Genomic DNA, 24,992 nt, shown 5'->3' with positions numbered 1-24,992 from the left:
ACAACGCTGCCAGTCTACTCCCCGCCGGCAGCGGGGCTCCGGTCGCCCTGGGTGAGCTCCACCGCACCCACGGCCGAGGACACGTACAGGCACGGGCGCTCCGCCGGGGCCGCGGCGCACACCGTGGCCGTCGTCAGCTCCTCGGGGTCCCGGTCGTCGGCGCCGGCGACCGTGGGCCGCCAGTAGTTCGCCTCGGGCAGCGCCGCCTCGATGGCGCCGGTGCGCGTGGTCACGGAGGACCGTCGCGGGGCGTCGCCGAGGACCTCCACCTCGGTCGCGCCGAACTCCGTGTGCACGTCCAGGTCCTCGCGCACCCGCACGTCCTCGGCGAGGACGGTGCCGACCTGCGAGACCGCCGAGAGGCTGCGGGCGCTGCCGCTCACCTGGACCACTCCGGCGTCGGTCGTGACGCCGACGTCGCCGAAGTCCCCGTCCACGCGCAGGGTGCCGGCGTCGCTGCTCAGCCGCAGGTCCACGGGCTCGTCCCCGGCCGGGACGGTGACCGTCACCTGCATCCCCGTGCCCGTTCCCGGCCAGCGGCCGGAGGGCAGGGCGTCGACCGTGAGACGGCCGTCCTGCACCCGGGGCTCCGGGGCGCGGTCGAGGCCGATCCCGGCGTACACGGCCTCCACCCGCAGGTCGGGGACGTCCGCCGTGACGACCTCCACCACGGCCGAGTGCCCGTCGACCACGACGGTGTCCACGGCCTCGGCCACGGTCGCGTCGATCGTGCGCTGCTCGACCGACAGGGACGCGGCCATCGCCGCCCCGCCGCCGCCCAGCAGCAGCAGGGCGCCGATGCCGCCGAGCACGGCGGTCGGGACGAGCCAGGCGGTGCGCTCACCGGCGCCGACCGTGTCCCGGGAGGGGCCGGGCGCGGCGGCCCGGGGGTCGGCGGGAGAAAGGTACGTCATGGCCGGAACTCCTGGGTCGTGTCGGTCGGTCGGGACATCGGGTGGGGCGCGGCCGGGTGGCCGGGCCCGGGGTCGGGATAGCCGAGGTAGCGCAGGACGGCGCGGACGCGGCGGTTGCCGCCGTCCTCGTGGGCGAGGCCGAGCTTGGTGAACACGGAGCGGATGTGCTTCTCCACGGAGGACTCGGTGAGGAACAGGTTCGCGGCGATCGAGGCGTTGGACAGGCCCTGGGCCATCAGCCCGAGCACTTCGTGCTCGCGCGGGGAGAGCAGGTCGAGGTCGCGGCGGTGGCGGGAGCGGACCAGCAGCTGCGAGACCACCTCCGGGTCCAGGACGGTGCCGCCGGCGCCCACGGTCTCCACCGACTCCAGGAACTGGTCGACGTCCGCCACCCGGTCCTTGAGCAGGTAGCCCAGCCCGTCCCGGCGGGAGGCGATGAGCTCGGAGGCGTAGCGCTCCTCCACGTACTGGGAGAGCACGAGCACCGCGATCCGGGGGTGCTGGGAGCGCAGCAGCACGGCGGCGCGGATGCCCTCGTCCGTGAAGGTCGGCGGCAGCCGCACGTCCACGAGCGCGAAGTCCGGGCCGTGCTGCTCGACGGCCTTCAGGAGACCCTCCGCGGTGTCGACGTCGGCGACGACGTCGTGGCCGGCCTCGGTGAGCAGGCGCACGAGGCCCGCGCGCAGCAGGACGGCGTCCTCGGCGATGACGATGCGCATCAGAACGCACCCCCCGGGGCGACGGGCAGCTCGACGGTCAGCTCGGTGGGCCCGCCCGCGGGCGAGTCGAGGAGGAAGCGCCCGCCGGCGGAGCGGATCCGGTCGGCGATCCCGGACAGCCCGCCCCCGGGGACCACGACGGCGCCGCCGCGGCCGTCGTCGGCGATCCGGGCGACCACGCGCGGGGCGCCGGTCGCGGCGTCGTGCTCGAGGACCACCCGGACGGAGGCGGCGGAGGCCCCGGCGTGCTTGACCACGTTGCCGAGGCCCTCGGCCACCGCGAAGTACACCGCGGCCTCGGTCTCCGGGGCCAGGCGCGGCACCTGCACGTCCACGGCCACCGGGACGGGGGACTGGGCGGCGACGGCGGACAGGGCGGCGTCGAGGCCCCGGTCCTCCAGCACGGCGGGGTGGAAGCCGCGGGCGAGGCGGCGCAGCCCGGTGATCGCTGCCTTGGTCGTGGCGTGGGCCTCGCCGATGAGCTCCTTCGCGGCGGCGGGGTCGTCGTCGATCCGCCGCTGGGCCATCGACAGGTTCATGGCCACGGCCACGAGCTGGGGCTGCACGCCGTCGTGCAGGTCCCGCTCGATCCGGGAGCGCTCCGTGCGGGCGCCGCGCACCGCGGTCTCGCGGGCGGCGGCGGCGGCCGCGGCGCGGCGGCGCAGCTCGGAGGCCTCGTCCACGCGCAGCAGCAGGCGGGACAGCCCCCGGTGGGCGGCCGTGCACAGCAGGGCGACCAGCAGGCCGAGCAGCGCCAGGGTGATCCCCGTGAGGACCACGGCCCAGGCGGGCCAGGTGCCGAGCACCTCGGAGGGCCACACGGGGTTGTTCTCGGCGGCGTACAGCGGGGCGAAGGCCAGGGCGACGGCCGCGCCCGTCCCGGCGAGCGCGCCGACCGCGACCCAGCCCAGGGCCGTGGTCAGGGCCAGGTGCAGCAGTCCGGTCCAGAACGCGCCGTCGGAGACGTCCAGCCACAGCTGGTGCAGGTGGCGCCAGCCGTCGGGGCGCGGGGAGCGGCGCCGGTGGGGGGCGGGCAGGTGGAGACCGAACGCCGCCTGCGTGCGGCGGCGCTCGATCCACTCGATCCCGCGGACCGCGTAGACCGCCGCCACCAGCAGGACCACGCCCACCAGGACGGGCAGGGAGGCGATGGCCGCGGCGAGCAGGGAGAACAGCGCGGTCAGCCACAGGGTGCCGAGCGCGGCGTCCACCACGAGGTCGGTCGAGCCGAAGAACAGGGTCCTGGGCGACCACGGCCCCCACTCGCGGAACCCGCTGCGGGGGGCGCCGGGGCCGGCGGCGGTGGCGCCGGGGCCGGTGGCAGGGCCGTGGGCGGGCCCGGCGTCGGCCGGGGGGTGGTGGGCGTCGTCGCCGGGGGCGCCCGTGCTCCCGGAGCGGTTCCACGGGGCGGGCGGCAGGGGCCGGGTGTCGTGCGGTGTGCTCATGGCACTCACGCTACGGTCGGCGGCCTGCTCCCGACTGCGACGTTCTCCACCTGTTACGGCTGCGGTTTTCCCCACCGCCGGCCCCTGCGGCCGGGGGACGACGGCTCCCCGGGGGAGCGGGGCGGGTCAGGCCTCGCAGTCGCTGCAGTACTTGTGCCCGTCGGTGTTGCGGGCCAGCTGGCTGCGGTGGCGCACCAGGAAGCAGGAGGCGCAGGTGAACTCGTCCTCCTGCTCGGGGATGACCTGGACGGTGAGCTCCTCGTGCGAGAGGTCGGCGCCGGGCAGGTCGATGCCTTCGGCCGTGTCGAGGTCCTCGGCGTCGATCACCGCGGTCTGGGTGATCGCGCTGCGCTGGGCCTGGATCGCCTCGAGCGACTCGTTGGCGGGCTGGTCTTCCGGCGTGACGCGCGGGGCGTCGTAATCGGTGGCCATGGGTTCTTGGGTTCCTTTCGCTGGACGCCGCTGTGGCGTTCGTGCCCAGCGGACAACCGTGCAGGCACGGTCGCTATTCCCGCAGGGACGTGGTCGTGGGCGTGGTCGGGGGACGGGGTGACTCCGGTCGCCGCCGTGGGTGCTACGGCAGCCGTTCCGGCCGGCGCAGGACGGCGGCACCGGCGCGCTGCGGTTCGAGCGGCACCGGGCTGTGCAGCACGGCGGGCCCGCGGTGCAGGGCCCCGTCCGACAGGGGTCGGCACCGGATGCCTCCCCGCCCGCGCATCGCGGCGTGCGCACCCGGGGCCAGCACCCGGTCCATCCAGGCGCAGGGGTGGGCGGGCCGCCCGCCCCGCAGCCGCACGAGAGCCCCGCGGGACTCCAGTGCGAACTCCTCGCCCAGCAGCGGAGCCAGCTGCGCGCCGCGGAGGACCACGTTGCGCCGCGGCAGCAGCGGGTCGAAGGGCCCGGCGCCGAGGTCCCCGGCCATGGCCTCGAGCGCCTCGACCGCCAGCAGGGTGACCGCGGCGTCCATGTGCGCGGCCTTGCCGAAGAACCGGTCGCCGACGATGCCCTTGCCCGCCACCAGCTCGACGCGCTCGGCGTCCGTGCTGGGGACGTCGGCCGCGCCGTCCCGGGCGCGGCCGAAGTAGGCGTGCGCGGGGGACACGAGCAGGTGCAGGACCTCCACGTCGTATCGGTAGCTCGCCGTCATGCCACCAGCCTTCCATCACCGCTTGCGACCTGTCCTGCCGCTGCGGGGCCCGGGGGCCGTGGCGGGCGCGGCCGGGATCCGTGCGGGCGGGGTGTCCGCCGCGGGCGGGCGCGGGACGAAGGCTGCCGGTGGGACGGGAAGAGCGGCAGACGGGAGTCGAACCCGCGACCTCCACCATGGCAAGGTGGCGCTCTACCAGCTGAGCTACTGCCGCATTCGTGGCTCCAGCAGGAGCCGAGGGAATACACTACCTGATCGCGCAGGGGCTGTCGTCCACCCGGGGGACGGCGCCGTGCGGCGGGCCGGTGCCCACCGCACGGCGCCGCGTGCCCGCCCGGTCCTCCGCCCGTCCGCAGGACCCGGCGGCGTGTCGTCCTCTCCGCGTTCTCTCCTGCGAACGGCGCCCGGGTGCTTATGCTTCGCTCAGCACTGTCGGCCCCGGCGAGGAGACCCACCATGACGGCAGACCTCCCGGCGGGCGGCGCCGTCCCCCCCGCGCACCGACACCCCGCGGGCACCGGGCGGACCGGGCTGTGGCTGCTGCTGCAGGCCGGAGCCGTCCTGCTGACCGGCGTGGCCGTGGCCGCCCTCGTGGGCCGGCTCGGGGCGGCGCAGGGCGGGACGGGCGTCGACGCGTTCCCGGCGGGCCTGCTCGCCGCCGGGCTGCTCGCCGTCGCCTGGGCGTTCCTCGACGGGCGCCGCGGCCCCGCAGCGCCCGCGGTGGTGCTGTGGGCGGGCGTGGCCCTCACGGCCGTCCTGGTGCCCCAGGCGGCGCTGCCGGCGGGCACGCTGGCCGGCGCCGGGCAGCGGCCCGGGATGCTCGCGGTCACGCCCGGCGACGCCGTCCTCGTGCTGCTCGCCCTCGTGGCCTTCGCGCTCGCGGCGTCCGCGCTGCCGGTCCTCGCCGTGGTCGTGGGCGCGGCCGGCGCCCGACGGCGTGGCTGAGCCCGCCCTCGCCGGCGCCTCCGCCCGGGGCGCGGAGGCGCCCGCGGAAAGGGATCCCGCCGTCGACGCCGCCCGCACCGGATGCCTCCTGGCCGTGGTCCTGATCCACCTGCTCATGGTCACGGTGACGGCCGACCCCGCGACCGGGGAGCCCGCCACCGTCATGGTCCCCACCCGGCAGCCCTGGTACTGGTGGGCCACCTGGGTGCTCCAGGTGATGCCCCTGTTCTTCGTCGTGGGCGGGCACGCGTCGGTGCTGTCCTGGCGCCGGCACGCCGCCCGCGGCGGGGGCGGCCCCGGCTGGGTCCGCCTCCGGGCGCTGCGCCTCCTGCGCCCCGCGCTGGTCCTGTGGACCGTGCTGGCGCTCGCCTGCGGGGCCGCCCTCGTGGCCGGCGCCCCGCCGGAGCTGCTGGTGATGGTGCTCCAGGGCGTGGGCATGCCCCTGTGGTTCCTCGCCGCCTACCTCGCGTGCCAGGCGCTGCTGCCCCTCGCGGCCCGGTGGCACGACCGGGCGCCGCGGGGGACCGTGCTGGTGCTGCTGGCGGGGGTCGTGGCCGTGGACGCCCTGCGGATCACCACCGGCGCGGCCTGGGTGGGCCTGGCCAATCTCGTCCTCGTGTGGCCCCTCGTGCAGCAGCTGGGCTTCTTCCGCGCCGACGGCGCGTTCGCGCGCCGTCCCGTGCCGTGGCTGCTGGCCGTCGCGGCCGGGTGCGTCCTCGCGCTCGGCCTGCTCGTGCGTGCCGGCTGGTACGCCCCGGACATGCTCACCAACCTCAACCCCGCCACCGTCTGCATGGTGCTGCTCGGGGTGGCGCAGGCGTGCCTGCTGCAGGTGGCCGCGCCGGCGCTCGCGCGGCTGATGCGCGCCCGGCCGGCCCAGCTCGTGGCCCTGCTCGTGGGCGGCCGCGCCATGACCGTCTACCTGTGGCACCTGCCGGTGATCGTGGCCGTGGCGGCGGGGTGGTTCCTCCTCGGCGGTCCCGACCCGGAGCCCGGCTCGGCCGCCTGGTGGGCCTGGCGGGTCCCGCTGGGCGTGGCGGCGGGCGCCGTGCTCGCCGCGCTCAGCGTGCCCCTGGTGCGCGCCGAGCGCGCCCCGACGGCGCTTGGGCCGGGGCGCCGGGCGCCCGCCGCGCCGCGCGTGGCGCTCGCGGTGCTGCTCGGCTTCGTCCCGCCGTTCCTGCAGATCAGCTGGTGGCTCTCGCCGGGCCTGGTCCTGGCGGGCGCGGTGCTGACGGCCGCGGCGGTGGCGCTGCTGCGGGGCGGCGCCGTGCGGGGCCCCCGGGTCCCGGCCGGGGGAGCGGCTGCAACACGGCGCCACATCTGAGCCGGGTCGTTGCTCCGGAGCACACCACTGCCTACGGTCGCACTGACCGGCCGGCGCGTCCCGCGGGACCGGGCGGCGGCGCCCGTCGTCGCAAGGAGGCGACCGATGACCAGCAACAGCCCCGCCCACCGCCTGTCCGAGGTCCTGGCCGCGCTGCCCCGCTTCACCCAGGAGCCCGCGGAGCTCGAGCGGGTGCGCACGGACCGGTCGGGCTACGTCCCGCCGACGCTGCCGGACGGCGTCGTCCGGGCCGAGTCGGTCCAGGACGTCGTCGAGACCCTCCGGCTGGCCCACGAGCACCGCATCCCCGTCGTCCCGCGCGGGGCCGGCACGGGCCTCGCCGCCGGCGCCGCCGCGCGGGCCGGCGAGATCGTCCTCGACGTGAAGCGGATGAACCGGATCCTCGGCATCGACCCGGTGGAGCAGACCGCGGTCGTGGAGCCGGGCGTGCTCAACGCCGACCTCAACGCGGCGGCGGCCGAACACGGCCTGTTCTACGCCCCGGACCCCGCCAGCACCGCCATCTGCTCCGCGGCAACATCGCCACCAACGCCGGGGGCATGCGCTGCGCCAAGTACGGCGTGACGCGCGAGGCGGTGCTCGGGCTGAAGGTCGTCCTCGCCGACGGCCGGGTGCTGGTCACCGGGACCCGGACCCTCAAGGCCGTGACCGGCTACGACCTGAACGCGCTGTTCATCGGCTCCGAGGGCACCCTCGGCGTCGTCGTCGAGGCGACGCTGCGGCTGCGCCCGGCGCCGGTGGCCACGGCCACCCTCGCCGCCTACTTCCGGGACGTGGGCGCCGCGGCGGCGGCCGCCTCCGCCGTGGTGGCGGCCCGGGCCACGCCCTCGGTGCTCGAGCTCGTCGACGGCCCGACCCTCGGCGCCATCGACCTCGCCACCGGCACCGACCACCGCCGGCGCGGCGAGGCCTTCCTGCTCGCGCAGACCGACGGCTTCGGCGCCGGGATCGAGCGCGACGTGGTGCTCCGGGCCGTCGAGCCCTTCGCGGACTCGATCCTGATCGCCGACGACCCCCTGCAGGCCGAGGCCCTGCTCCAGGCCCGCCGGGACGCGATCCCCTCGCTGGAGAAGCTGGGCCGGCCCTCCATCGGGGACGTGGGCGTGCCGCGCAACCGGCTCGCCGAGGCCGTCACCGGCATCCAACAGATCGCCCGGGAGACGGGCGTGGAGATCTGCACGATCGCCCACGCCGCCGACGGCAACCTGCACCCCGTCATCGTGGTCGGGCCGCACGGGTCCATCACGGAGGGCGCCCCGAAGACCGCCCTGGCCCGGATGTTCGAGCTCGCCCAGAGCCTCGGCGGCACCCTGACCGGCGAGCACGGTGTGGGCCTGCTCAAGCGGGACTGGTTCACCGCCGAGGTCGGCGAGCTCTCCCGGGACCTGCAGCACCGGATCAAGGCCGTCCTCGACCCGCACGACATCCTCAACCCCGGCAAGGCCGTCTGAGCGCGCCCGCCGGCAGGTCCCGGCGGGATCTCCTGCGGCGGTCCGGTGCCGGCGGTCGTGCTCACTCGTGCCTCAGCGCGGTGATGGGATCCTTTCGGGCCGCCCGGACGGCGGGCATCGTGCCGGCCAGGAACGCGATCACCATGACGGACAGGACGATCAGCAGGACCTTCCCCGCCTCGAAGGCGAACAGGGACAGCCCCGGCAGCCCGGCGAGCAGGCCCCCGGCGAGGGCCCGGCTGGCGAAGGAGCCCACGGTGACGCCCGCGACCGCACCGAGGGTGGCCCCGAGGAAGCCGATGAACACGGCCTCCAGCGAGAACAGGCCGAACACCCTGCCGCCGCCCATGCCCATGGCCTTCATCAGCCCGATCTCGCGCGTGCGCTCCTGCACGGACATCAGCAGGGTGTTGACGATCCCCAGCCCGGCCGCGAGCAGCGCGACGACCGCGGAGGTGTTGAGGATCCACACGATGCCGTTGATCACGGCCCGGAACATGCCCAGCTTGTCCTCCACGGTCGAGCCCACCATGCCCTCCTCCTCCAGCCGCGCCTGGACCTCCGCGGCGCGGGACAGCTCCTCCACGGTGACCGTGGCCATCAGATAGCTCTCCGGCACCGGGTGCGGGCCTCCGCCGACCTGGAAGTCGTGGAGGCGCTCGTTGAAGGACGTGGAGGGGATGGGGTAGAGGGTTGTGCCGGCGAGGCTGGAGCGGGTGACCCCGGAGACCGTGGCGGGGAAGGACCGGACCTGCTCGGCCATGTTGGTCATGACGACCTGCACCGTCGCGCCGACGGCGGCCCCGGCCGAGGGGAACCCCAGGTCCTGGACCCAGCTGTCGGGCACGGCGATCTCGTCCTCGCCGGTCGCCGGGATGCGCCCGGCCACCATCTGCAGCCCCTCGGCGTCGACGGGGATGCCGAGGGAGAGCTGGAACCGGTCGCCGCCGGCGGACTCCAGATAGGTCGGGGTGACCGAGTACATCGGCTCCACCGACGCCACGCCGTCCATCGCCTCGATGAGCTCGACGTCCTCGGGGGAGAGCCCCTCGAAGGACACCCCGAAGCCGGTCTGGACGCGGGTGGTGTCCGGGTCGTAGACCCGGGGCCGGGAGCCGGCGGACATCTCGACCAGCGGGTGGGAGCGCTGGACGTAGAGCGACTCGGCGTCGCCGAAGGCGGCCACGGTGTCGTCGATGTACCGGTTCACCCCGGTGCCCATCCCGGAGGTCAGGGTGAGCGCGAACGCGCCGATGAACACGGCCAGCACCGTGAGCACGGCCCGGGCCCGGGCGCGCCACGTGTTGCCCACGGCGCTCCGGAGCAGCTCCGCCCCCGTCACAGCACGACTCCCGCGGTCCGGACGCCGGCGTCCTGGGCCCGCACCAGCTCCCCGGCGCGCGGGGCGCGCCCGGTGGCGCGCGGCGCGGGGCCCACGACGAGCCCGTCGCGCAGGTGCACCCGGCGGCCGCAGCGGGCCGCGAGGTCCTCGTCGTGCGTGACGACGACCAGGGTGATGCCCCGCTCCCGGTGCAGGCCGAGGAGGATGTCCTCGACGACCGCGCCGGTCGCCGAGTCGAGGTTGCCCGTGGGCTCGTCGGCGAAGATCACGAGCGGGTCGTTGACCAGGGCGCGCGCGATCGCCGCGCGCTGCTTCTGCCCGCCGGAGAGGTCGGCCGCCCGGCTGGTGGCCTTGTCCGCGAGCTCGAGCCGCTCCAGGACCTCCAGGCCCCGGCGCCGGCGCTCGGCACCGCCCACGCCGGCGATCTTCAGCGGCAGCACCACGTTCTCGAGGACCGTCTGGTGCGGGGTGAGGAAGAACTGCTGGAAGACGAAGCCGAACGTGGCGTTGCGCAGCCGGTTCACCTCCCGGGCGGACAGACACTCCGCCGGGCGGCCCTCCAGGGCCACCGTGCCGGCGGTCGGGGCGTCCAGGAGCGCGAGCAGGTGCATCAGCGTGGACTTCCCGGAGCCGGACTTCCCGACGATCGCGACGGACTCGCCCCGCTCGATCCGCACGCTCACGCCCCGGAGGGCCTCGAAGCGGTCGGCGCCCTGCCCGTAGGCCTTGACCAGCTGATCGGCGTCGAGGACCACGGAACCCGTCACGTCGCTCTCCCCCTCGCTGCGCGGTCGCCGGCCGCACCCCCTGCGGCACTGCTGGACGATCCGCGGACCGGGGCCGTCCCCGCCCCGATCCATCATGTGCAGGTGCACACACGGAGGGGAACCGCGGGCGTGTCCCCACTAGAGGCGGCAGACGGAGCCGGAACGGGACTCCGCCCGGCGTCGACGAATTGTCTACTGCTCGGTAAGGTAGAGGTGCCCGGGGTCGCCGCCCCGGGCGGCGGGTCCGGACGCCCTCCCTCGTGGGGTGCCCGGATCCGCCCTCCCCGCTCCGGGGTCAGTACTTGCGCAGCGCGGGCCGTCCCCGGCCGCTCCACTGCGCGCGCAGCAGCGCGGTGACGTCCAGCAGCAGCGCGGTCAGCTCGTCGGAGCCGGGACCCAGGGCCCGGACCACGAGCCCCGGCACGGGCAGCTCCGAGACCCCGCAGCGCAGGCCGGGCACCCGGTCCTCCGCGGCGGCCAGCAGCTGCTGCACCCGGTCCACGAGCGCCCGGTCCACCCGGGGGTCCACGGCCAGCAGGGACCCGAGGTGGCTGCGGCCCTCCAGGAAGCCGAGACCCGCGACGGCGTCCTCCGCGGGGCGCAGCCGCAGGTTGTCGAGCACCACCGTCCGCCCCGCCATCTCCACCTCCGTGCGCAGCGCCACGCTGCGGTACCGGAACGCGGTCCCGTCCGGCGCCCAGCCGGGGGTGACCACCTCGCCGGCGACCAGGCACGCCGTGGGGTCCATCGACACCGTGGTGGACTGGACGTAGTCGGCGTCCTCGTAGGCGATCAGCTGGTCCGGGAGGTACTCGAGGACCGCGCCGGGCCCGAGCACCAGGCGGACCTCCTGCCGGGCCGGCGCGGCGGGGGTGCGGTAGACCTTGGTCGCGGACTGGGTGGTGACCAGGGCGGTCCCCCCGGCGGCGACCGTGACGTCGAGCTCGTAGCGGTCCCCGCCGAGGTAGCCTCCGCCCGGGTTGACGACGACGAAGCACGGCTGCCCGGAGTCGTCCAGGTGGTGCGGCCGCAGCACGCGCAGCGCCCCGCAGTGGTACTGGTGCACGGCCACGGTCCGCTCCCCGCGCGGCGCCAGGGCCAGCTCGAGCCGGCCGGTGGGGGCCGCGGCGGGGGTCACGGCTGCATGTCCAGCATGAGGACGTCGTGACGGATCCAGTCGAGGACCGCGTCGAGGCCCTCGTCGGTCTTGAGGTTGGTGAAGCAGAACGGCCTGTCCTTGCGGAAGACGCGGGAGTCGGCGGCCATGACGTCGAGGTCCGCGCCGACGTGCGGGGCGAGGTCGATCTTGTTGATCACGAACAGGTCCGAGCGGATCATCCCCTGGCCGGCCTTGCGGGGGATCTTCTCGCCCTGGGCCACGTCGATGACGTAGATCGAGAAGTCGACGAGCTCGGGGCTGAACGTGGCGGAGAGGTTGTCCCCGCCGGACTCGACGAAGACGATCTGCAGGTCGGGGTGGGCCGTGCACAGGGTCGCGATGGCCGCCTCGTTCATCGAGGTGTCCTCGCGGATCGCGGTGTGCGGGCAGCCGCCGGTCTCGATGCCGACGATCCGGTCCAGCGGCAGCACGCCGTTGCGGGCCAGGATCTTGGCGTCCTCGATCGTGTAGATGTCGTTGGTGATCGCGGCCATCGACACCTCGTCGATCAGCGCCCGGGTCACCCGCTCCACGAGCTGGGTCTTGCCGGCGCCCACGGGGCCTCCGATGCCGATGCGGACGGGACCGGTGCTGGTCATGGTGGGAACTCCTCGGGGTCGGACGGCGGGGCCGTCGGGACGGTGGGCGGTCGGGACGGTGGGCGGTCGGGACGGTGGGCGGTCAGGACGGTGGGCGGTCAGGACATGAACATGCGCGCCCGCTGCCAGGCGTGGCGCATCTGCGCGATCTCCAGCCCGGGGCTGGTCGCCCCGAACTCGTCGAGGCCCATGCGGGCGATCCGCCCGACGCCGCGGGCGACGTCGTCGTGCAGGGCGCGCAGCACGCGCTGGCCGGCGCTCTGCCCCAGCGGGATGCCGCGCACGGCGTTCTGGGTCAGGGACGTGGCGGTGGAGAACAGGTATGCGCTGGCCAGCGGCTCCCAGCCCACGCCGAGGCCCGCGCCGGCGAGCGCGAAGGCCACCGCAGGGCTGCCGCGGCTCGTGCCCGCCCGCAGGCGGTCCGCGTAGGCCAGCAGCCGGGGGGAGGGGAAGTTCTCCGCCCCGATCTCCGCCATCCGCCGGCCCATGGCCGAGGCGGCGTCCCGGACCTGGACGGGCAGCGCCTGCGCGTGCAGCAGGTCGTCGACGCGCCACACGTCGTCGGCGGCGGCCGCGGTGGCGACCGCGCGCACGGCCCAGCCCTCGGCGGGCACCGTCTGGTGGTGCAGGCTGTGGCGGACCCAGGCGAGGAAGCTCGCCTCGTCGTCCACCGTGCCGTCGTCGACGTAGGTCTCCAGCCCGAGGGAGTGGGCGAACGCGCCGGTGGGCAGGGCCGAGTCGCACAGCTGCAGGACGGCGAGCATCACCGCCCCGCGCGGCTCAGTGGGTGTGCTCGGCATGGCGGAACGGGACCTCCATCTGCCGCTCGACGCGCGCGAAGCGCACGCCGGTCTCCCGCAGGAAGGCTTCGGCCGTGTGGTCGTACTGGACGACCATGAGCCCGTCGTGGCCCGGCAGGCCCTCGACCTCCGTGCCGGGGGCGAGGAACTGGGCGGGCAGGTGCCGGTTGCCCAGGGAGTGGGCGACGAAGCCCATCTGCTCGATCGTGGCCGGCGCGACGACGAGGACGTCGGTGGGCAGGGTCGAGACGACGACGGCGTTGCGGCCCTCCCGGTGCAGGATGTCCCCGTCCCGCAGCTCGTGCCGCTGCGCGAGGCGGATCCCCACCTCGGTGCCGTGGTCGGTGACGACCCGCTGCACCCGCTTGCGCAGCTCGGCGCCGGACAGGGCGATCCGCTCCAGGTGCAGGCCGGCGCGCTCCTGCTCGGTGAGCTCGGCCAGGTTGCCGAGGACGGCTTCGACGATCACGGGGTCTTCCTCCACGGGTCTCGCAACTGGGGGTGTCACAACTGGGGTCTCAGAACAGGAAGTAGCGCTGGGCCATCGCGAGCTCCGCGGCCGGCTCGCACGTGGCGAGCTCGCCGTCGACCCGCACCTCGTAGGTCTGCGGGTCCACGTCGATCCGCGGCGTCGCGTCGTTGTGCCGCATGTCCTTCTTGGACAGGGTGCGGATCCCGCCCACGGGCAGCACCCGCTTGCGCAGGCCCAGCCGCTCGCCCACGCCCGCCTCGACGGCGGCGCGGGACATGAAGGTGATCGAGTTGGCGTGCGGGGCGGTGCCCTTGGCGCCGAACGCGTCGCGCATCAGCTGCGGCTGCGGGGTGGGGATCGAGGCGTTGGGGTCGCCCATGAGCGAGTGGACGATCTGCCCGCCCTTGAGCACCGCGTGCGGCTTGACCCCGAAGAACACCGGGTCCCACAGCACCAGGTCCGCGAACTTGCCCGTCTCCACGGAGCCCACGACGTCGGCGATCCCGTGCGCGAGCGCGGGGTTGATCGTGTACTTCGCCACGTAGCGCCTGAGCCGGGCGTTGTCCCCGCGGCCCGTCTCCTCCGGCAGGGGGCCGGTGCGCCGCTTCATCTGGTCGGCGAGCTGCCAGGTGCGCAGCACGACCTCGCCCACGCGGCCCATGGCCTGGGAGTCGGAGGAGGTCATCGAGAAGACCCCGAGGTCGTGCAGGACGTCCTCGGCGGCGATCGTCTCGGGCCGGATCCGGGAGTCGGCGAAGGCCACGTCCTCCGGGATGTCCGGGTTGAGGTGGTGGCAGACCATGAGCATGTCCAGGTGCTCCTCGGCCGTGTTGCGCGTGAACGGCAGCGTGGGATTCGTCGAGGAGGGCAGGACGTGGGGGAGGGAGGCGATGCGGATGATGTCCGGGGCGTGCCCGCCGCCGGCGCCCTCGGTGTGGAAGGTGTGGATCACCCGCCCGGCGATGGCGGCCACCGTGTCCTCGAGGAAGCCGCACTCGTTGAGGGTGTCGGTGTGGATGGCGACCTGCACGTCGTGCTCGTCGGCGACGGCCAGGGCGGTGTCGATGGCCGACGTCGTGGCGCCCCAGTCCTCGTGGATCTTCAGGCCCACGGCCCCCGCCCGGATCTGCTCCGCGAGCGGCTCGGGCGCGGACGCGTGGCCCTTGCCGAGCAGCCCGAAGTTCATGGGGTAGCCGTCCAGGGCCTGGAACATCCGGGCGAGGTGCCACGCCCCCGGGGTGATCGTGGTGGCGTTGGAGCCCTCGGCCGGGCCCGTGCCGCCGCCGATCATCGTGGTGATCCCCGAGGACAGGGCCGTGCCGATCTGGTCGGCGCCGATGAAGTGGATGTGGGAGTCGACGCCACCGGCGGTGAGGATCCGGCCCTCGCCCGCGATCACCTCGGTGGAGGCCCCGATCAGGATCGTGACGCCGTCCATGATGTCGGGGTTGCCGGCCTTGCCGATCCCGCTGATCCGCCCGTCGCGCAGCCCGACGTCCGCCTTGTAGATCCCGGTGGCGTCGAGGACCACCACGTTGGTGATCACGGTGTCCACCACGCCGTCGTCCCGGGTCAGCCGGCCGTTGTGGCCCATGCCGTCCCGGACCACCTTGCCGCCGCCGAAGACGACCTCCTCCCCGGGGACCGTGAGGTCGTGCTCGACCTCGAGGAACAGCTCGGTGTCGGCCAGGCGCACCAGGTCCCCCGTGGTGGGGCCGTAGAGGCTCGTGTACTGGGCGCGGGACATCTCATGGCTCATGCCGGCTCCTCCGGGGTGCGGTCGGGGTCGTCCAGGGGGCCGTTCACCCGGTTGGCCAGCCCGTGCACCTCCCGGCGCCCGGCGAGGGCGACGAGCTGGACCCGCTTGCGGTCCCCGGGCTCGAAGCGCACGGCCGTGCCCGCAGGGATGTCGAGGCGGAAGCCGCGGGCGGCGTCCCGGTCGAACTCCAGGCCCGCGTTGGCCTCGGCGAAGTGGAAGTGGGACCCGACCTGCACGGGCCGGTCGCCGCGGTTGACGACGTCGAGCGCGACCGTGGGCCGGCCGGCGTTGATCACCACGGGCTCGGGCCGCAGGACGTGTTCTCCGGGGATCACGGCTGCTCCTTCCTGTCGGGTTGCCGTCGGGTCAGCGGATGGGGTCGTGGACGGTGACGAGCTTCGTCCCGTCCGGGAACGTCGCCTCGACCTGGACGGAGTGGATCATCTCGGGCACGCCCTCCATGACGTCCTCGCGGGCGAGGACCGTGGAGCCCCAGGACATGAGCTCGGCGACGGTCCGCCCGTCCCGGGCGCCCTCCAGCAGCTCGGCGGTGATCAGGGCGACGGCCTCCGGGTGGTTGAGCTTCAGCCCCCGCTCCCGGCGGCGGCGCGCGAGGTCGCCGGCGACGACGACGAGCAGCTTCTCCTGTTCGCGGGGTGTCAGGTGCACGGTTCTCCTCGGGGACGGCGGGCAGGCGCTGGGTGGTCCCCGTCACCGTATGGCGGTCATGTTACGAGCAGGTTCTTCCCGTGTTTCCGGGACGTGGCGGACCCGCCCGGCCGGGGCACCGGCCCGCCGCGCGCGGTCCCCCGGGCCGCCGTCGGCGGCCCCTTCCTCCCACGGTCCCGGTGTGGTACGACTCACATCAGCACGCCCGCGCCGGCGGCTCGAGGAGGTGCCATGACCGTCGCGACGGAGCCGCCCCTGCCCGCCCACGGCGAGCGCCCCCTCCCGGGGCGGCACCGCATCCTGCGCGACGCGGTGGGCACGGGGGCGGCCACGGCGACCGGCTTCACGCTCGTCTACTGGACGGCCGAGGTGACGTTCGGCATCAGGGGCTTCGCCCTGAGCACGGTGAGCCTGTTCCTCGTGCTCGTCCTCGTGGTCTCCGTCCCGCTGCGGCGGCGGCGGCCGTCCCTGGCCTCCGCCCGGGACCGTCCCGCCGTCACGCGCCGGATCCGGCAGGCCGTGGCGGAGGGGCGCCTGCCCGAGGACCCCGCGTGGCGCCGGGTGTGCGCGGTGGGGGCCGCGGAGGAGCTCGAGGCGCTCGTGCTCGTCCTGCCCGCCCTGGTCGTCGTGGTGTGGGCCCTCTCGGCACTGGCCCCCGCGGCGGCCCCCTGGCTCGTCGCGACGGCACCCCTGGCGCTGCTGCCCGTGGTCACGGCCCCCGCCCGCCGCGGATGGGACTACCTGGGGCTGCACGAGGCGGAGCTGCTCCGCCGCGGACCTCCGTAGAGTGGTCGTGGAGCGCGACCGCTCCAGCAACGTCCCGGCGCCGGCTGCCGGGCCCGGCCGGGAGGAGACGACCATGGGACTCCGAGGCGGCCGCTGGGCGGCCGGCGCGCTCGCCGTGGTCCTGCTGGCCGGGTGCGGCTCCGGGTTCCCCCGGGACCCCGAGGGCACCCTCGAGCGCGTCCGCGGCGGTGAGCTGCGGGCCGGGGTGGTCGAGAGCCCCCCGTGGACGGAGGTCCCCGACAGCGGCCGGCCCTCCGGCATCGAGGTGGACCTCGTCGAGGACTTCGCCCGGCGCCTCGACGCGGAGGTCGTGTGGGTCCCCGGCAGCGAGAGCCACCTGATCCGCTCGCTCGAGAGCGGCGAGCTCGACGTCGTCGCCGCGGGCCTCACCGAGACGGCCCCGTGGGAGAAGCACGCCGCCCTCACCCGCCCGTACGCCGAGATCGCGACCCCGGACGGGCGCACCGAGAAGATGGTGCTGGCCACCCGGCTCGGGGAGAACGGCTTCCTCACCGAGCTGGAGACGTTCCTCGTGGAGCGGGAGGAGCGGTCGTGACCCGGTCCGGGGCGCAGGCGCGGTTCGGGTCCACCGAGCTCAGCGACGGCCAGGCCCGCACCCTGGGCCGCGCGGTCCGCCTGGAGAGGATCACCATCGGCACCCTCCTGGTGACCGTGACCGTCGTGGCGCTCGTCGCCGGGCAGTCCCAGGCCATGAAGGTCGCCTGGATCGAGGACTCGCTGTCCCTCCTGCCGCCCGTCGCCTTCCTCGTGGCCGCCCGGATCGCCGGACGGCGCCCCACCCCGAGCCACCCCTACGGCTACCACCGGTCGGTGGGGGTGGGCCACCTCGTCGCCGCGGTCGCCCTGCTGGCGATGGGCACCTTCCTGGTGGTCGACTCCGGTTCCGGACTGATCACCGGGGAGCGGCCGCCGATCGGCGTCACCAGCCTGTTCGGGGTGCCCGTGTGGTCGGGGTGGCTCATGGTGGCCGCCATGGGCCTCACCAGCATCCCGCCGGTGGTCCTGGGCCGGATGAAGATGAGGCTCGCCGAGGAGCTGCACGACAAGGTGCTCTACGCCGACGCGGACATGAACAAGGCCGACTGGATGACCGGGCTGGCCACGGTCGCCGGCGTCCTCGGCATCGGGGCGGGCCTGTGGTGGGCCGACGCCGCGGCGGCGCTGCTCGTCTCCACGTCGATCCTCAGGGACGGGGTGGCCAACCTGAAGGGAGCCGTGGCGGGACTGGCCGACGCCCGGCCCACCACCTACGACGACGCGGGACCGCACCCGCTCGTCCAGCAGGTCGAGACGGTGCTGCGCCAGCAGCCGTGGGTCCGGGACGCCGGCGTGCGCATGCGCGACGAGGGCCACGTCTTCCACGTGGAGGGCTTCGTGGTCCCGGTCGCGGGGACGACGCCGACGCTCGAGCAGCTCGCGGCGGCGCGGAAGCGCTGCGCGGACCTGGACTGGAAGATCGAGGACGTGGTGCTCGCCCCCGTGGCGGAGCTGCCCGAGCACCAGGTCCCGCGCTGAGCGGCTCCGCCGGCCGCCCGGGGTCCGCCGGCGGGCTCAGATCCTGAGGTGGATCAGGCTGGGCCCCTCGATCGCCAGCGCCTCGACGACCGTCGCGGCGAGCGTCTCCTGGGTGGCCTCCAGCCCGACGGCGCCGAACGCCGCCGCGAGCGCCGGCCAGTCCGGCTGCCGCAGGTCCACGGCGAGCGGGTCGATGTCCCGCTCCACCATGTTCTGCCGGATCTCCCCGTAGCCCCCGTTGTCCACGCAGACGACCGGCAGGCGCAGCCCGAGCTCCACGGCGGTCATCAGCTCCTGGACCGAGAACATCAGCGCGCCGTCGCCCACGACGCACAGCACGGGCCGGTGGGGAGCGGCGAGCTTCGCGCCGATCGACGCCGGCAGCCCGTAGCCCAGCGTCGCGTAGGTGCCCATGTACAGCAGGGAGCGGGGGTGCTGCGCGCGGAAGAACGTGGTGGAGCCCAGATAGGTGACCTGGGAGGAGTCCCCGCCGATGATGGTGTCCTCGGGCACCACGGCCATGATCGCCTCGTTGAGGGCCGCGAGCTCGGGGGCCCACCGGCGGCCCTCGTCGTCCATCCGGGCGAAGACCTCGCTCAGGTCCCGCGGTGCCCGGGGCGCCGGCGGGCCGAGCGCCTCGATGAGCTGCGGCACCACGGCCGCGGAGTTGCCGGGCAGCTCGACGTCCGGGTCGAGGTTGCACAGCATCTGGTCCCGCATGATGTCCACGCGCACGATCGGCCCGGCCGGGACGATGTCCCCGCCCCACAGCTCCGCCTCGCCCACCTTGGAGCCGATCACCAGCAGCGCGTCGGCGGAGCGCAGGAACTCGTGGGCGGTGCTCAGCCGCAGGTCCGCGCCGAGGGAGAGCCGGTGGCGCTCCGGGATCGCCCCCTTGCCGTTGGTCGTGGTGATGACCGGGGCCTCGAGCAGCTCGGCGAGCTCGAGCAGCCGCTCCCCGGCGGCCAGCGAGCCGCCGCCGGCCAGGATCACGGGGGCGCGGGCCGCGCGCAGGACCTCGGCGGCGCGCCGGACGTCGTCTGCCGGTGCCGGCTGCGGGGCGCCCAGCCGGCGCGGGGCCACCTGCCGGTCGGTGTAGTCGAACTCCGCCTCGAGGATGTCCAGCGGGATCTCGATGTGCACGGGGCGGGGGCGGGAGTGGGTGAAGTCCCGGAAGGCGTCGTGGACCATCGTCACGGCCTCGGCCCCGCTGGTCACCCGCCGGCTGCGGCCCACGATCGCGCCGACGGCGGCGGACGGGTTCTTGGTCTCGTGCAGGGAGCCGATGTCCCGGAAGTCGTGGCCCACCGGCCGGCCGGGGGAGAGGACGATCATCGGCCGGGACTCCGCGTAGGCGGTGGCCGCCCCGGACAGCGAGTTGAGCAGGCCGGGCCCGGAGGTCGTGATGACGACCCCGGGCAGCCCGGAGACCTGGCTCCACCCGTCGGCCCCGTACGCGGCCCCCTGCTCGTGGCGGGTCGTGACCGCGCGGATGCCGAGCTCCCGCAGCGGGCGGTAGAACTCCAGCGAGTGGGTGCCGGGGATCCCGAAGACCGTGTCGATCCCGTAGCCCTTCAGCGTCTCAAGCACGGCCCGGGCCGTGGTCCTGCGTGCGGTCATGGACGGATCTCCCTCGGGGTGGTGGGGTGCACGATGGTGCGGTGCAGGGGCGGCGTGGTGGTGCCGGTCCGTTCCGGTGCGGGTCGGGTGTGTCAGTCGGTGGTGTAGAGCAGGCGCTTGTTGACGAACTCGTCCATGCCCAGCGGGCCCAGCTCGCGGCCGTAGCCGGAGCGCTTGATCCCGCCGAAGGGCATGCCCGCGCCCTCGGCCTCGGCGGCGTTGACGTTGGCCATCCCGCACTCGAGCCGCTCGGCCAGCCGGCGCGCCCGCTCGGGGTCGGTGCTGAACACCGCCCCGCCGAGCCCGTAGGGGGTGTCGTTGGCCAGCGCGAGGGCCTCTTCGTCGCTGCCCACCTTGTAGACCACCGCGACCGGGCCGAAGAGCTCCTGGTGGTGGGCGGCCATGTCCGGGGTGATCCCGGTGAGCACCGCCGGGGCCAGGTACGCCCCGGGCCCCTCCAGCAGCACCCCGCCGGTGTGCAGTTGCGCCCCGGCGGCCACCGCGGCCTGGATCCGGGCGGCCAGCCCCTCGGCCGCGGCCCGGGAGGACAGCGGGGCGTAGGTCCCCGGGGCGTCCACCGCCGGGTCCCCCGGGACCAGGGCGGCGGCCCGGGTGGTGAGCTCGGCGACGAACTCCTCGTAGATCCCGGCGGTGACGATCATGCGCTTGTTGGAGTTGCAGGCCTGGCCGGTGTTGCCCATCCGGGTGGCCAGCGCCGCCCGGGCCGAAGCCGCCACGTCGTCGGTGTCGAGCACGATGTAGGGATCCGAGCCGCCCAGCTCGAGCACGACCTTCTTGAGGTGCCGCCCGGCGGTCTCGGCCACGGCCGCCCCGGCGCGTTCGGAGCCGGTCAGGGAGATCCCCTGCACCTGCGGGTCGGCGATGATGTCGGCGACCTGGGCGTGGGAGGCGAAGAGGGTGGTGTAGGCCCCGGCCGGGACCCCGGCCTCCTCCATGAGCTGCTGGATCGCCAGGGCGGTGCGGGGGCAGGACTCGGCGTGCTTGAGCACGATGGTGTTGCCCAGTACCAGGTTGGGGGCGGCGAAGCGGGCGACCTGGTAGTAGGGGTAGTTCCAGGGCATGATCCCCAGCAGCACCCCCACCGGGCGGCGCTGGAGCACGGCGCGACCGCCGGCGGGGGTGGGCAGGGGCTGGTCGGCGGCCAGGGCCGGGCCTTCGGCGGCGTAGTAGGCGAAGATCTCCGCGCTGAACTCCACCTCCCCGACCGCCTCGGAGAGCGGCTTGCCCATCTCCTCGGTGGCGATCGCGGCCAGTTCCTCGACCCGCTCGGCGAACAGTTCGCCCACGCGGGCGGCGACCGCCGCCCGTTCGGCGATGGGCACCGCACGCCAGGAGCGGTAGGCGGCGTCGGCGGCGGCCACCGCCTCCCTCACCTGGGAGTCGGTGGCGGCGGGGAACTGCGCCACCACCTCACCGGTGGCCGGATTGACCGACCGGTAGGGGGACGGGGCGGTGGCGCGGGGATCAGTGGTCATGGTGGGGTCTCCTCGGGGACGGGGTGGGGCGTCGACGACGTCGGGGCGTTCGGGGCGCGGGTGAGGGCTCACAGCTGCATCGCCACCGCCCGCACCGGGGAGCCGTCCAGGCCGCGCAGCCGCAGCGGAAGGGCGCTCAGCAGCGGGTCGCGCCAGGTGACGGCGTGGAGGTTCGTCAGGTTCTCGATGATCACCCCGCCCGCTCCCAGCACGGCCGCGTGCACCGGCAGCTCGGACGGACCGGTCGAGGACGCGTCCGGGGTGCGATCCGGGTTGAGGGTGTCCACGCCGAGCACGCGCACGCCCGCGGACAGCAGGCGCCGGGCGATCTCCACGTCGAGCACCGGGTGCGCCAGGTAGCGCGGCGTGCCGAAGTGCCGGGACCAGTCGGTGCGGAACACCACGATCGTGCCGGCCCGGAGGTCCTCCAGCTGCGCGCGGACGTGCTCCCAGCGGATCAGGTCGTGCTCCCGGAGGGCGGGCACGTGCACGATGCGCGCCGGTCCCACGAGGCGGGAGAGGTCGATCTCGTCCACGGGCGAGCCCCCGTCCACGGTGTGCAGGGGCGCGTCCACGTGCGTCCCGCTGTGCGTGCCCAGGTGCAGCTCGGCCACCTGGAAGCCGTCCTGCGGGAACGACGCCGCGAGCCGGGAGTCCACGGCCGGGTCCCCCGGGAAGACCTGCATGCCGGCCTCCACGGGGTGGCTCAGGTCAACGAGGCGCATCGGCGGCCTCCGCCGGCGCACCGGCCGCACCGGGAGCCCCGGGATCGTCGGCGAGGTGGCGCTGCACCGGGCGTCCCGCCACGATCCGGCGGGCCGCGAGGGCCCAGCCCAGGTAGAGCGCCGCGGAGACCACGAACGTGGGGATGGTCGCGCCCACGGGGCTCGGCAGCACGTAGGTGAGCACGAGGGAGGAGGCCGCGCCGACCACCCACACCACGACGGCGGCGGGGTTGACCCCGCCCCGGTACCAGTACCGGCCACCGCGCCCGCGCAGGATGTCCGCTGCGTAGGAGCCGCGCTTGACCACGTAGTAGTCCACCAGCATGATCGCGAAGACCGGGATGAACAGCGAGCCGATCAGGACCAGGAAGCTGGTGAACTGGTCCAGCAGGCCCAGCCAGGTCGACCCGAGGATCGACACGGCCCCCAGCACCAGGGCGGTGGGCAGGAACCGCAGTCTCCGCGAGGGCGTGAGGTTCACCACGGAGGACACCATGCCGTAGACGACCATGGTGTTGGTGGCCATGACCGACAGGAAGACCACCACGGCCAGGGGCGCGCCGAAGGCGGCGACGAGCACCGTCGGGTCGAAGCCGACCGCCTCCCCGCCGTCGAGCACCACGTAGGCGACGGCCGTGGCCCCGAGGCTCATGGCCGCGACCGTGGACAGGACGTAGCCCGCGCCGGAGCCGACCACGCCCGCGGACGGCGTCCGGGCGAGGCGGTTGAACTCCGCGGAGAGCACGGTCCAGGAGATGGCCGTGGCGATGACCACGTCCAGGACCGCGATGCCGGACCAGCCCGCCGCGGGGTCCGCGGGCAGCGCGGCGAAGTCGGCCACCGGGTAGGAGGTGAACGCCACCGTGAAGACCCAGGCCATGATCGCCAGGATCACCACCGCCAGCCACGGCTCCACCCGGGCGATGCCCTCGTGGCCGAACACGGCCAGCGCCACCACCAGCGTCTGGCAGAGCACCGAGAACAGCACCGGGCTCGAGAAGCCGGTCGCCTGCTCCACCAGGAAGTTCACGGTGACACCGGCGAGCATGGCCTGCACCCAGCTCCAGCCCATGAGGATGACCACGTTCGCGGCCACCGGGAGGAAGGAGCCGCGCAGACCGAAGGACCCCTTGGTCAGGGACATGGTGGCGAGGCCCGTGCGCGTGCCCATGCTGCCCACGAGCACCAGCACCGCCCCGCCGATCAGCGTGCCGAGGACGATCATGCCCAGGGCCGTGGACCAGGGCACCCCGGGCACGAACAGCGTCCCCGTCAGGAGCGTGGTCACCACCAGGTTCGCCGCGAGCCAGATCATCCCGACCCGGCCCGCCCCCAGCGTGCCCCGCAGCGGGCCGTAGCCCTCGGAGTTCTCGTCGAGGTGGTCCGAGAGCCGGGACCAGGCGGACCGGGGCCCGTCGGCGGTGTGGCGTGGTGTCGTCATGGGCGTGCCTCAGGGGTCGGCGGAACGGGCGAGAGGTGTTCGTGGACGGCGCTGACGGATCCGTCCGCGGTCCGGTGGAAGACGATGGTCTCGCGCTCGGCCGTGGTCTCGGCCACGCCGCCGGTCTCCGTGGTGGTGCGGACGAACGCCGCGACCAGGGCGGCGGCGGCCCGCTCGACCTCCTCGCGGGTCAGCGGAGCGGGCCTGCGCGCCGGGGCCGCGTCCGCTCCGCGGGCGCCGGGCGCCCCGGTCACCGGCGGGCCTCCGGGCGGTCGGCGCCGGCCGGGCGGGAGCCGGCGAGGCGCTCGTTCCAGTGCCGCAGCACGCCCTCGTGCGTGGGGCGGCTCAGCAGGGAGACGACGACGTAGACGGCCGCGGAGCTCAGCAGGCCCAGGTAGATGGGGGCGTTGGCCAGCACGCCGAAGAGCGCCATGGAGGCCAGGACGACCACCGAGCCGACGAGCATCGACAGGGCGGCGCCCAGCCCCGTGCCCCGCCTCCACACGAGACCCCCGAGGATCGCGACGAGCAGGCCGCCCACCAGGATGTCGTAGGCGATGGTGAGGGCGGTGACGGTGTCGGTGACGAAGACCGAGATCGCGGTGATGACCACGCCGAAGACCAGCATGTAGAGCCGGTCGGCGCGCAGCTCCGCGGCCTCGTCCTCGGCGGTCGCGCCTCCGCCGGCCGGGGCGGTGCTCCGCCCGAGCAGGGACCTCAGGGTGGGCACGACGTCGACGCGGGCCACGGTGGCCGAGGCGATGAGGGCCCCGGAGGCGGTGGACATCATGGCCGCGACGCCGGCGGCGAGCACCACCCCGCCCAGCCCGGTCGGCACGTGCTGCTGGGCCATGGTGGCGAAGGCGTCGTCGGCGGAGTCCAGGCCCGGGGCCAGGGCCGCGGCGGTCATGCCGATCACGGCCCCGGCGAGCCCGTAGAGGGCCACGTAGGCGGCGGCGGACAGCCCGCCCCAGCGGGCCACCTGCGGGGAGCGGGCGGTGAACACGCGCTGCCAGATGTCCTGGCCGATCAGGATGCCGAAGCCGTAGACGACGAACTGGGTGATGATCGCCTGGGTGCCCATCCCGTTCCACGTGAAGTACGTGGCGTCGAGGCGGCCCGTGAGCCCGGACCAGCCGCCGGCGGCGGAGAGGGAGAAGGGCAGCAGGACCAGGAAGATGCCCACGGTCATGAACAGGAACTGCATCATGTCGGTGAGGGTGATCGACCACATCCCGCCCAGCACGGAGTAGCCCACGACGACCAGCCCGCCGAGCAGGATCGCCCAGGTCCGGTCGATCGGGAACAGCACCGAGAAGATCGACGCGTAGGCGGAGGTGGAGGTCACCGACAGCATCACCGTGTAGGCGAGCATCACGAACGACGACGCCTTGGCCCCGCCGTGCTCGCCGTAGCGCAGCTGGAGCATCTGGGAGACGGTGAAGACCTTCAGGGACTGGATGCGCGAGGCGAAGAGCAGGCTCAGCACGGCCAGGCCCGCGGCGATCGCCACGACCAGCCACATCCCCGAGACGCCGTAGGTGTAGCCCAGGCCCACCCCGCCCACGGTGGAGGCCCCGCCCAGGACCACGGCCACCATGGTGCCGGTGTAGAAGCCGGGGCCGAGCCGGCGTCCCGCCACACGGTAGTCCTCTGCGTTGTGGGCGCGTCGGCTGGCCAGGAGGCCGATCGCCACCATGGCGACCAGGTAGAGCACGATGATCAGCACGTTCATGGGTCACTCGTTCCTCGGGGCCCTGCGGACCCCTGGGTCGTTCGCCGTGTTTCCCGTCGAGTTGCTCGATGAGAAACAAAAGTTGTCCCACATAGTATGATGTGGGTCATGTTTTCGGAA

At 74.6% G+C, this 24,992-nt stretch carries 25 protein-coding genes, 1 tRNA gene and 1 pseudogene; 6 read left to right on the top strand and 21 right to left on the bottom strand.

The genetic code is table 11. From position 1 onward, the window contains the following. Positions 1-14: 14 nt before the first annotated feature. From M3185_RS02810 to M3185_RS02785, 6 genes are all read right to left on the bottom strand, one after another. Positions 15-914 (bottom strand): DUF4097 domain-containing protein, encoded by a 900-nt coding sequence (locus tag M3185_RS02810; RefSeq protein ID WP_251332154.1) that lies wholly within the window; start codon positions 912-914, stop codon positions 15-17. Beyond that, positions 911-1,633, bottom strand: a complete 723-nt coding sequence (locus M3185_RS02805; protein WP_251332153.1) for a response regulator transcription factor — start codon at positions 1,631-1,633, stop codon at positions 911-913. The genes M3185_RS02810 and M3185_RS02805 overlap by 4 nt, the downstream gene beginning before the upstream one ends. Then, positions 1,633-3,078: a sensor histidine kinase gene (locus tag M3185_RS02800; protein WP_251332152.1), complete on the bottom strand. Its 1,446-nt coding sequence runs from the start codon at positions 3,076-3,078 to the stop codon at positions 1,633-1,635. The genes M3185_RS02805 and M3185_RS02800 overlap by 1 nt, the downstream gene beginning before the upstream one ends. Before the next feature lie 126 nt (positions 3,079-3,204). Further along, positions 3,205-3,510 carry a DUF4193 domain-containing protein gene (locus M3185_RS02795; RefSeq protein ID WP_251332151.1) on the bottom strand — a complete coding sequence of 102 codons (306 nt, stop codon included), beginning with the start codon at positions 3,508-3,510 and terminating at the stop codon, positions 3,205-3,207. A gap of 142 nt (positions 3,511-3,652) precedes the next feature. Continuing rightward, positions 3,653-4,225 carry an MOSC domain-containing protein gene (locus M3185_RS02790; RefSeq protein ID WP_251332150.1) on the bottom strand — a complete coding sequence of 191 codons (573 nt, stop codon included), beginning with the start codon at positions 4,223-4,225 and terminating at the stop codon, positions 3,653-3,655. A 141-nt stretch (positions 4,226-4,366) separates the two neighbouring features. Continuing rightward, a tRNA-Gly gene (locus M3185_RS02785) sits at positions 4,367-4,439 on the bottom strand. A 242-nt stretch (positions 4,440-4,681) separates the two neighbouring features. Here M3185_RS02785 and M3185_RS02780 point away from each other — a divergent pair. From M3185_RS02780 to M3185_RS02770, 3 genes and pseudogenes are all read left to right on the top strand, one after another. After that, positions 4,682-5,170: a hypothetical protein gene (locus M3185_RS02780; protein ID WP_251332149.1), complete on the top strand. Its 489-nt coding sequence runs from the start codon at positions 4,682-4,684 to the stop codon at positions 5,168-5,170. Continuing rightward, positions 5,163-6,494, top strand: a complete 1,332-nt coding sequence (locus M3185_RS02775; protein ID WP_251332148.1) for an acyltransferase family protein — start codon at positions 5,163-5,165, stop codon at positions 6,492-6,494. Before M3185_RS02780 ends, M3185_RS02775 begins: the two co-directional genes overlap by 8 nt. A 105-nt stretch (positions 6,495-6,599) precedes the next feature. Continuing rightward, positions 6,600-7,966: pseudogene (locus tag M3185_RS02770) on the top strand (FAD-binding oxidoreductase). Between the two features lie 61 nt (positions 7,967-8,027). On the opposite strand, the gene M3185_RS02765 reads toward M3185_RS02770, so the two are convergent. The 9 genes from M3185_RS02765 to M3185_RS02725 form a co-directional block, all read right to left on the bottom strand. Then, complete coding sequence (locus M3185_RS02765; RefSeq protein ID WP_251332147.1) at positions 8,028-9,308, bottom strand: ABC transporter permease; 1,281 nt, start codon at positions 9,306-9,308, stop codon at positions 8,028-8,030. Then, positions 9,305-10,075, bottom strand: coding sequence for an ABC transporter ATP-binding protein (locus M3185_RS02760; RefSeq protein WP_251332146.1), 771 nt, complete (start codon positions 10,073-10,075; stop codon positions 9,305-9,307). The genes M3185_RS02765 and M3185_RS02760 overlap by 4 nt, the downstream gene beginning before the upstream one ends. 295 nt (positions 10,076-10,370) lie before the next feature. Beyond that, positions 10,371-11,213: an urease accessory protein UreD gene (locus M3185_RS02755; protein WP_251332145.1), complete on the bottom strand. Its 843-nt coding sequence runs from the start codon at positions 11,211-11,213 to the stop codon at positions 10,371-10,373. Continuing rightward, positions 11,210-11,833 (bottom strand): urease accessory protein UreG, encoded by a 624-nt coding sequence (ureG, locus tag M3185_RS02750; protein WP_251332144.1) that lies wholly within the window; start codon positions 11,831-11,833, stop codon positions 11,210-11,212. The genes M3185_RS02755 and ureG overlap by 4 nt, the downstream gene beginning before the upstream one ends. Positions 11,834-11,931: 98 nt before the next feature. Then, the gene (locus tag M3185_RS02745) at positions 11,932-12,633 is read right to left on the bottom strand and encodes an urease accessory protein UreF (protein ID WP_251332143.1); all 702 of its coding nucleotides are present in this window, start codon (positions 12,631-12,633) and stop codon (positions 11,932-11,934) included. Next, the gene (gene ureE / locus M3185_RS02740; protein ID WP_251332142.1) at positions 12,614-13,102 is read right to left on the bottom strand and encodes an urease accessory protein UreE; all 489 of its coding nucleotides are present in this window, start codon (positions 13,100-13,102) and stop codon (positions 12,614-12,616) included. Before ureE ends, M3185_RS02745 begins: the two co-directional genes overlap by 20 nt. A 49-nt stretch (positions 13,103-13,151) precedes the next feature. Beyond that, positions 13,152-14,864 carry an urease subunit alpha gene (gene ureC / locus M3185_RS02735; protein ID WP_251332141.1) on the bottom strand — a complete coding sequence of 571 codons (1,713 nt, stop codon included), beginning with the start codon at positions 14,862-14,864 and terminating at the stop codon, positions 13,152-13,154. Continuing rightward, complete coding sequence (locus M3185_RS02730; protein WP_251332140.1) at positions 14,861-15,199, bottom strand: urease subunit beta; 339 nt, start codon at positions 15,197-15,199, stop codon at positions 14,861-14,863. The genes ureC and M3185_RS02730 overlap by 4 nt, the downstream gene beginning before the upstream one ends. A gap of 31 nt (positions 15,200-15,230) precedes the next feature. Further along, positions 15,231-15,533, bottom strand: a complete 303-nt coding sequence (locus M3185_RS02725) for an urease subunit gamma (RefSeq protein ID WP_251332139.1) — start codon at positions 15,531-15,533, stop codon at positions 15,231-15,233. Between the two features lie 231 nt (positions 15,534-15,764). Between M3185_RS02725 and M3185_RS02720 the strand changes: the two genes are divergently transcribed. From M3185_RS02720 to M3185_RS02710, 3 genes are all read left to right on the top strand, one after another. Next, positions 15,765-16,319 (top strand): hypothetical protein, encoded by a 555-nt coding sequence (locus M3185_RS02720; RefSeq protein ID WP_251332138.1) that lies wholly within the window; start codon positions 15,765-15,767, stop codon positions 16,317-16,319. A 73-nt stretch (positions 16,320-16,392) separates the two neighbouring features. After that, complete coding sequence (locus tag M3185_RS02715; protein WP_251332137.1) at positions 16,393-16,875, top strand: transporter substrate-binding domain-containing protein; 483 nt, start codon at positions 16,393-16,395, stop codon at positions 16,873-16,875. Further along, positions 16,872-17,855, top strand: a complete 984-nt coding sequence (locus M3185_RS02710) for a cation transporter (RefSeq protein WP_251332136.1) — start codon at positions 16,872-16,874, stop codon at positions 17,853-17,855. Before M3185_RS02715 ends, M3185_RS02710 begins: the two co-directional genes overlap by 4 nt. Positions 17,856-17,891: 36 nt before the next feature. Here the strand turns inward: M3185_RS02710 and M3185_RS02705 are convergent, their stop codons facing one another. From M3185_RS02705 to M3185_RS02680, 6 genes are all read right to left on the bottom strand, one after another. After that, complete coding sequence (locus M3185_RS02705; protein ID WP_251332135.1) at positions 17,892-19,475, bottom strand: thiamine pyrophosphate-binding protein; 1,584 nt, start codon at positions 19,473-19,475, stop codon at positions 17,892-17,894. Between the two features lie 92 nt (positions 19,476-19,567). Then, complete coding sequence (locus M3185_RS02700) at positions 19,568-20,971, bottom strand: NAD-dependent succinate-semialdehyde dehydrogenase (RefSeq protein ID WP_251332134.1); 1,404 nt, start codon at positions 20,969-20,971, stop codon at positions 19,568-19,570. A 68-nt stretch (positions 20,972-21,039) separates the two neighbouring features. Next, on the bottom strand, positions 21,040-21,696 hold the full coding sequence (locus M3185_RS02695) for a cyclase family protein (RefSeq protein WP_251332133.1): 657 nt from the start codon (positions 21,694-21,696) through the stop codon (positions 21,040-21,042). Then, the gene (locus M3185_RS02690; protein ID WP_251332132.1) at positions 21,683-23,137 is read right to left on the bottom strand and encodes a purine-cytosine permease family protein; all 1,455 of its coding nucleotides are present in this window, start codon (positions 23,135-23,137) and stop codon (positions 21,683-21,685) included. The genes M3185_RS02695 and M3185_RS02690 overlap by 14 nt, the downstream gene beginning before the upstream one ends. After that, positions 23,134-23,391: a hypothetical protein gene (locus tag M3185_RS02685; protein WP_251332131.1), complete on the bottom strand. Its 258-nt coding sequence runs from the start codon at positions 23,389-23,391 to the stop codon at positions 23,134-23,136. The genes M3185_RS02690 and M3185_RS02685 overlap by 4 nt, the downstream gene beginning before the upstream one ends. Continuing rightward, complete coding sequence (locus M3185_RS02680; protein WP_251332130.1) at positions 23,388-24,872, bottom strand: sodium:solute symporter; 1,485 nt, start codon at positions 24,870-24,872, stop codon at positions 23,388-23,390. Before M3185_RS02680 ends, M3185_RS02685 begins: the two co-directional genes overlap by 4 nt. Positions 24,873-24,992: the final 120 nt, after the last annotated feature.

This window comes from Kocuria rosea, from assembly GCF_023715525.1.
In the GTDB taxonomy this organism is placed as follows: Bacteria; Actinomycetota; Actinomycetes; order Actinomycetales; family Micrococcaceae; genus Kocuria; species Kocuria rosea_A.
The sequence above is the reverse complement of the archived record's forward strand: the minus strand, read 5'-3'. Positions and strand labels throughout refer to the sequence as shown.

Coding starts and splice junctions, on each gene's coding strand:
- M3185_RS02705 (WP_251332135.1), bottom strand. CDS start 19,475: ATGACCGCACGCAGGACCACGGCCCGGGCCGTGCTTGAGACGCTGAAG.
- ureG (WP_251332144.1), bottom strand. CDS start 11,833: ATGACCAGCACCGGTCCCGTCCGCATCGGCATCGGAGGCCCCGTGGGC.
- M3185_RS02795 (WP_251332151.1), bottom strand. CDS start 3,510: ATGGCCACCGATTACGACGCCCCGCGCGTCACGCCGGAAGACCAGCCC.
- M3185_RS02745 (WP_251332143.1), bottom strand. CDS start 12,633: ATGCCGAGCACACCCACTGAGCCGCGCGGGGCGGTGATGCTCGCCGTC.
- M3185_RS02810 (WP_251332154.1), bottom strand. CDS start 914: ATGACGTACCTTTCTCCCGCCGACCCCCGGGCCGCCGCGCCCGGCCCC.
- ureC (WP_251332141.1), bottom strand. CDS start 14,864: ATGAGCCATGAGATGTCCCGCGCCCAGTACACGAGCCTCTACGGCCCC.
- M3185_RS02720 (WP_251332138.1), top strand. CDS start 15,765: ATGACCGTCGCGACGGAGCCGCCCCTGCCCGCCCACGGCGAGCGCCCC.
- M3185_RS02680 (WP_251332130.1), bottom strand. CDS start 24,872: ATGAACGTGCTGATCATCGTGCTCTACCTGGTCGCCATGGTGGCGATC.
- M3185_RS02780 (WP_251332149.1), top strand. CDS start 4,682: ATGACGGCAGACCTCCCGGCGGGCGGCGCCGTCCCCCCCGCGCACCGA.
- M3185_RS02690 (WP_251332132.1), bottom strand. CDS start 23,137: ATGACGACACCACGCCACACCGCCGACGGGCCCCGGTCCGCCTGGTCC.
- M3185_RS02805 (WP_251332153.1), bottom strand. CDS start 1,633: ATGCGCATCGTCATCGCCGAGGACGCCGTCCTGCTGCGCGCGGGCCTC.
- M3185_RS02800 (WP_251332152.1), bottom strand. CDS start 3,078: ATGAGCACACCGCACGACACCCGGCCCCTGCCGCCCGCCCCGTGGAAC.
- M3185_RS02695 (WP_251332133.1), bottom strand. CDS start 21,696: ATGCGCCTCGTTGACCTGAGCCACCCCGTGGAGGCCGGCATGCAGGTC.
- M3185_RS02715 (WP_251332137.1), top strand. CDS start 16,393: ATGGGACTCCGAGGCGGCCGCTGGGCGGCCGGCGCGCTCGCCGTGGTC.
- M3185_RS02790 (WP_251332150.1), bottom strand. CDS start 4,225: ATGACGGCGAGCTACCGATACGACGTGGAGGTCCTGCACCTGCTCGTG.
- M3185_RS02700 (WP_251332134.1), bottom strand. CDS start 20,971: ATGACCACTGATCCCCGCGCCACCGCCCCGTCCCCCTACCGGTCGGTC.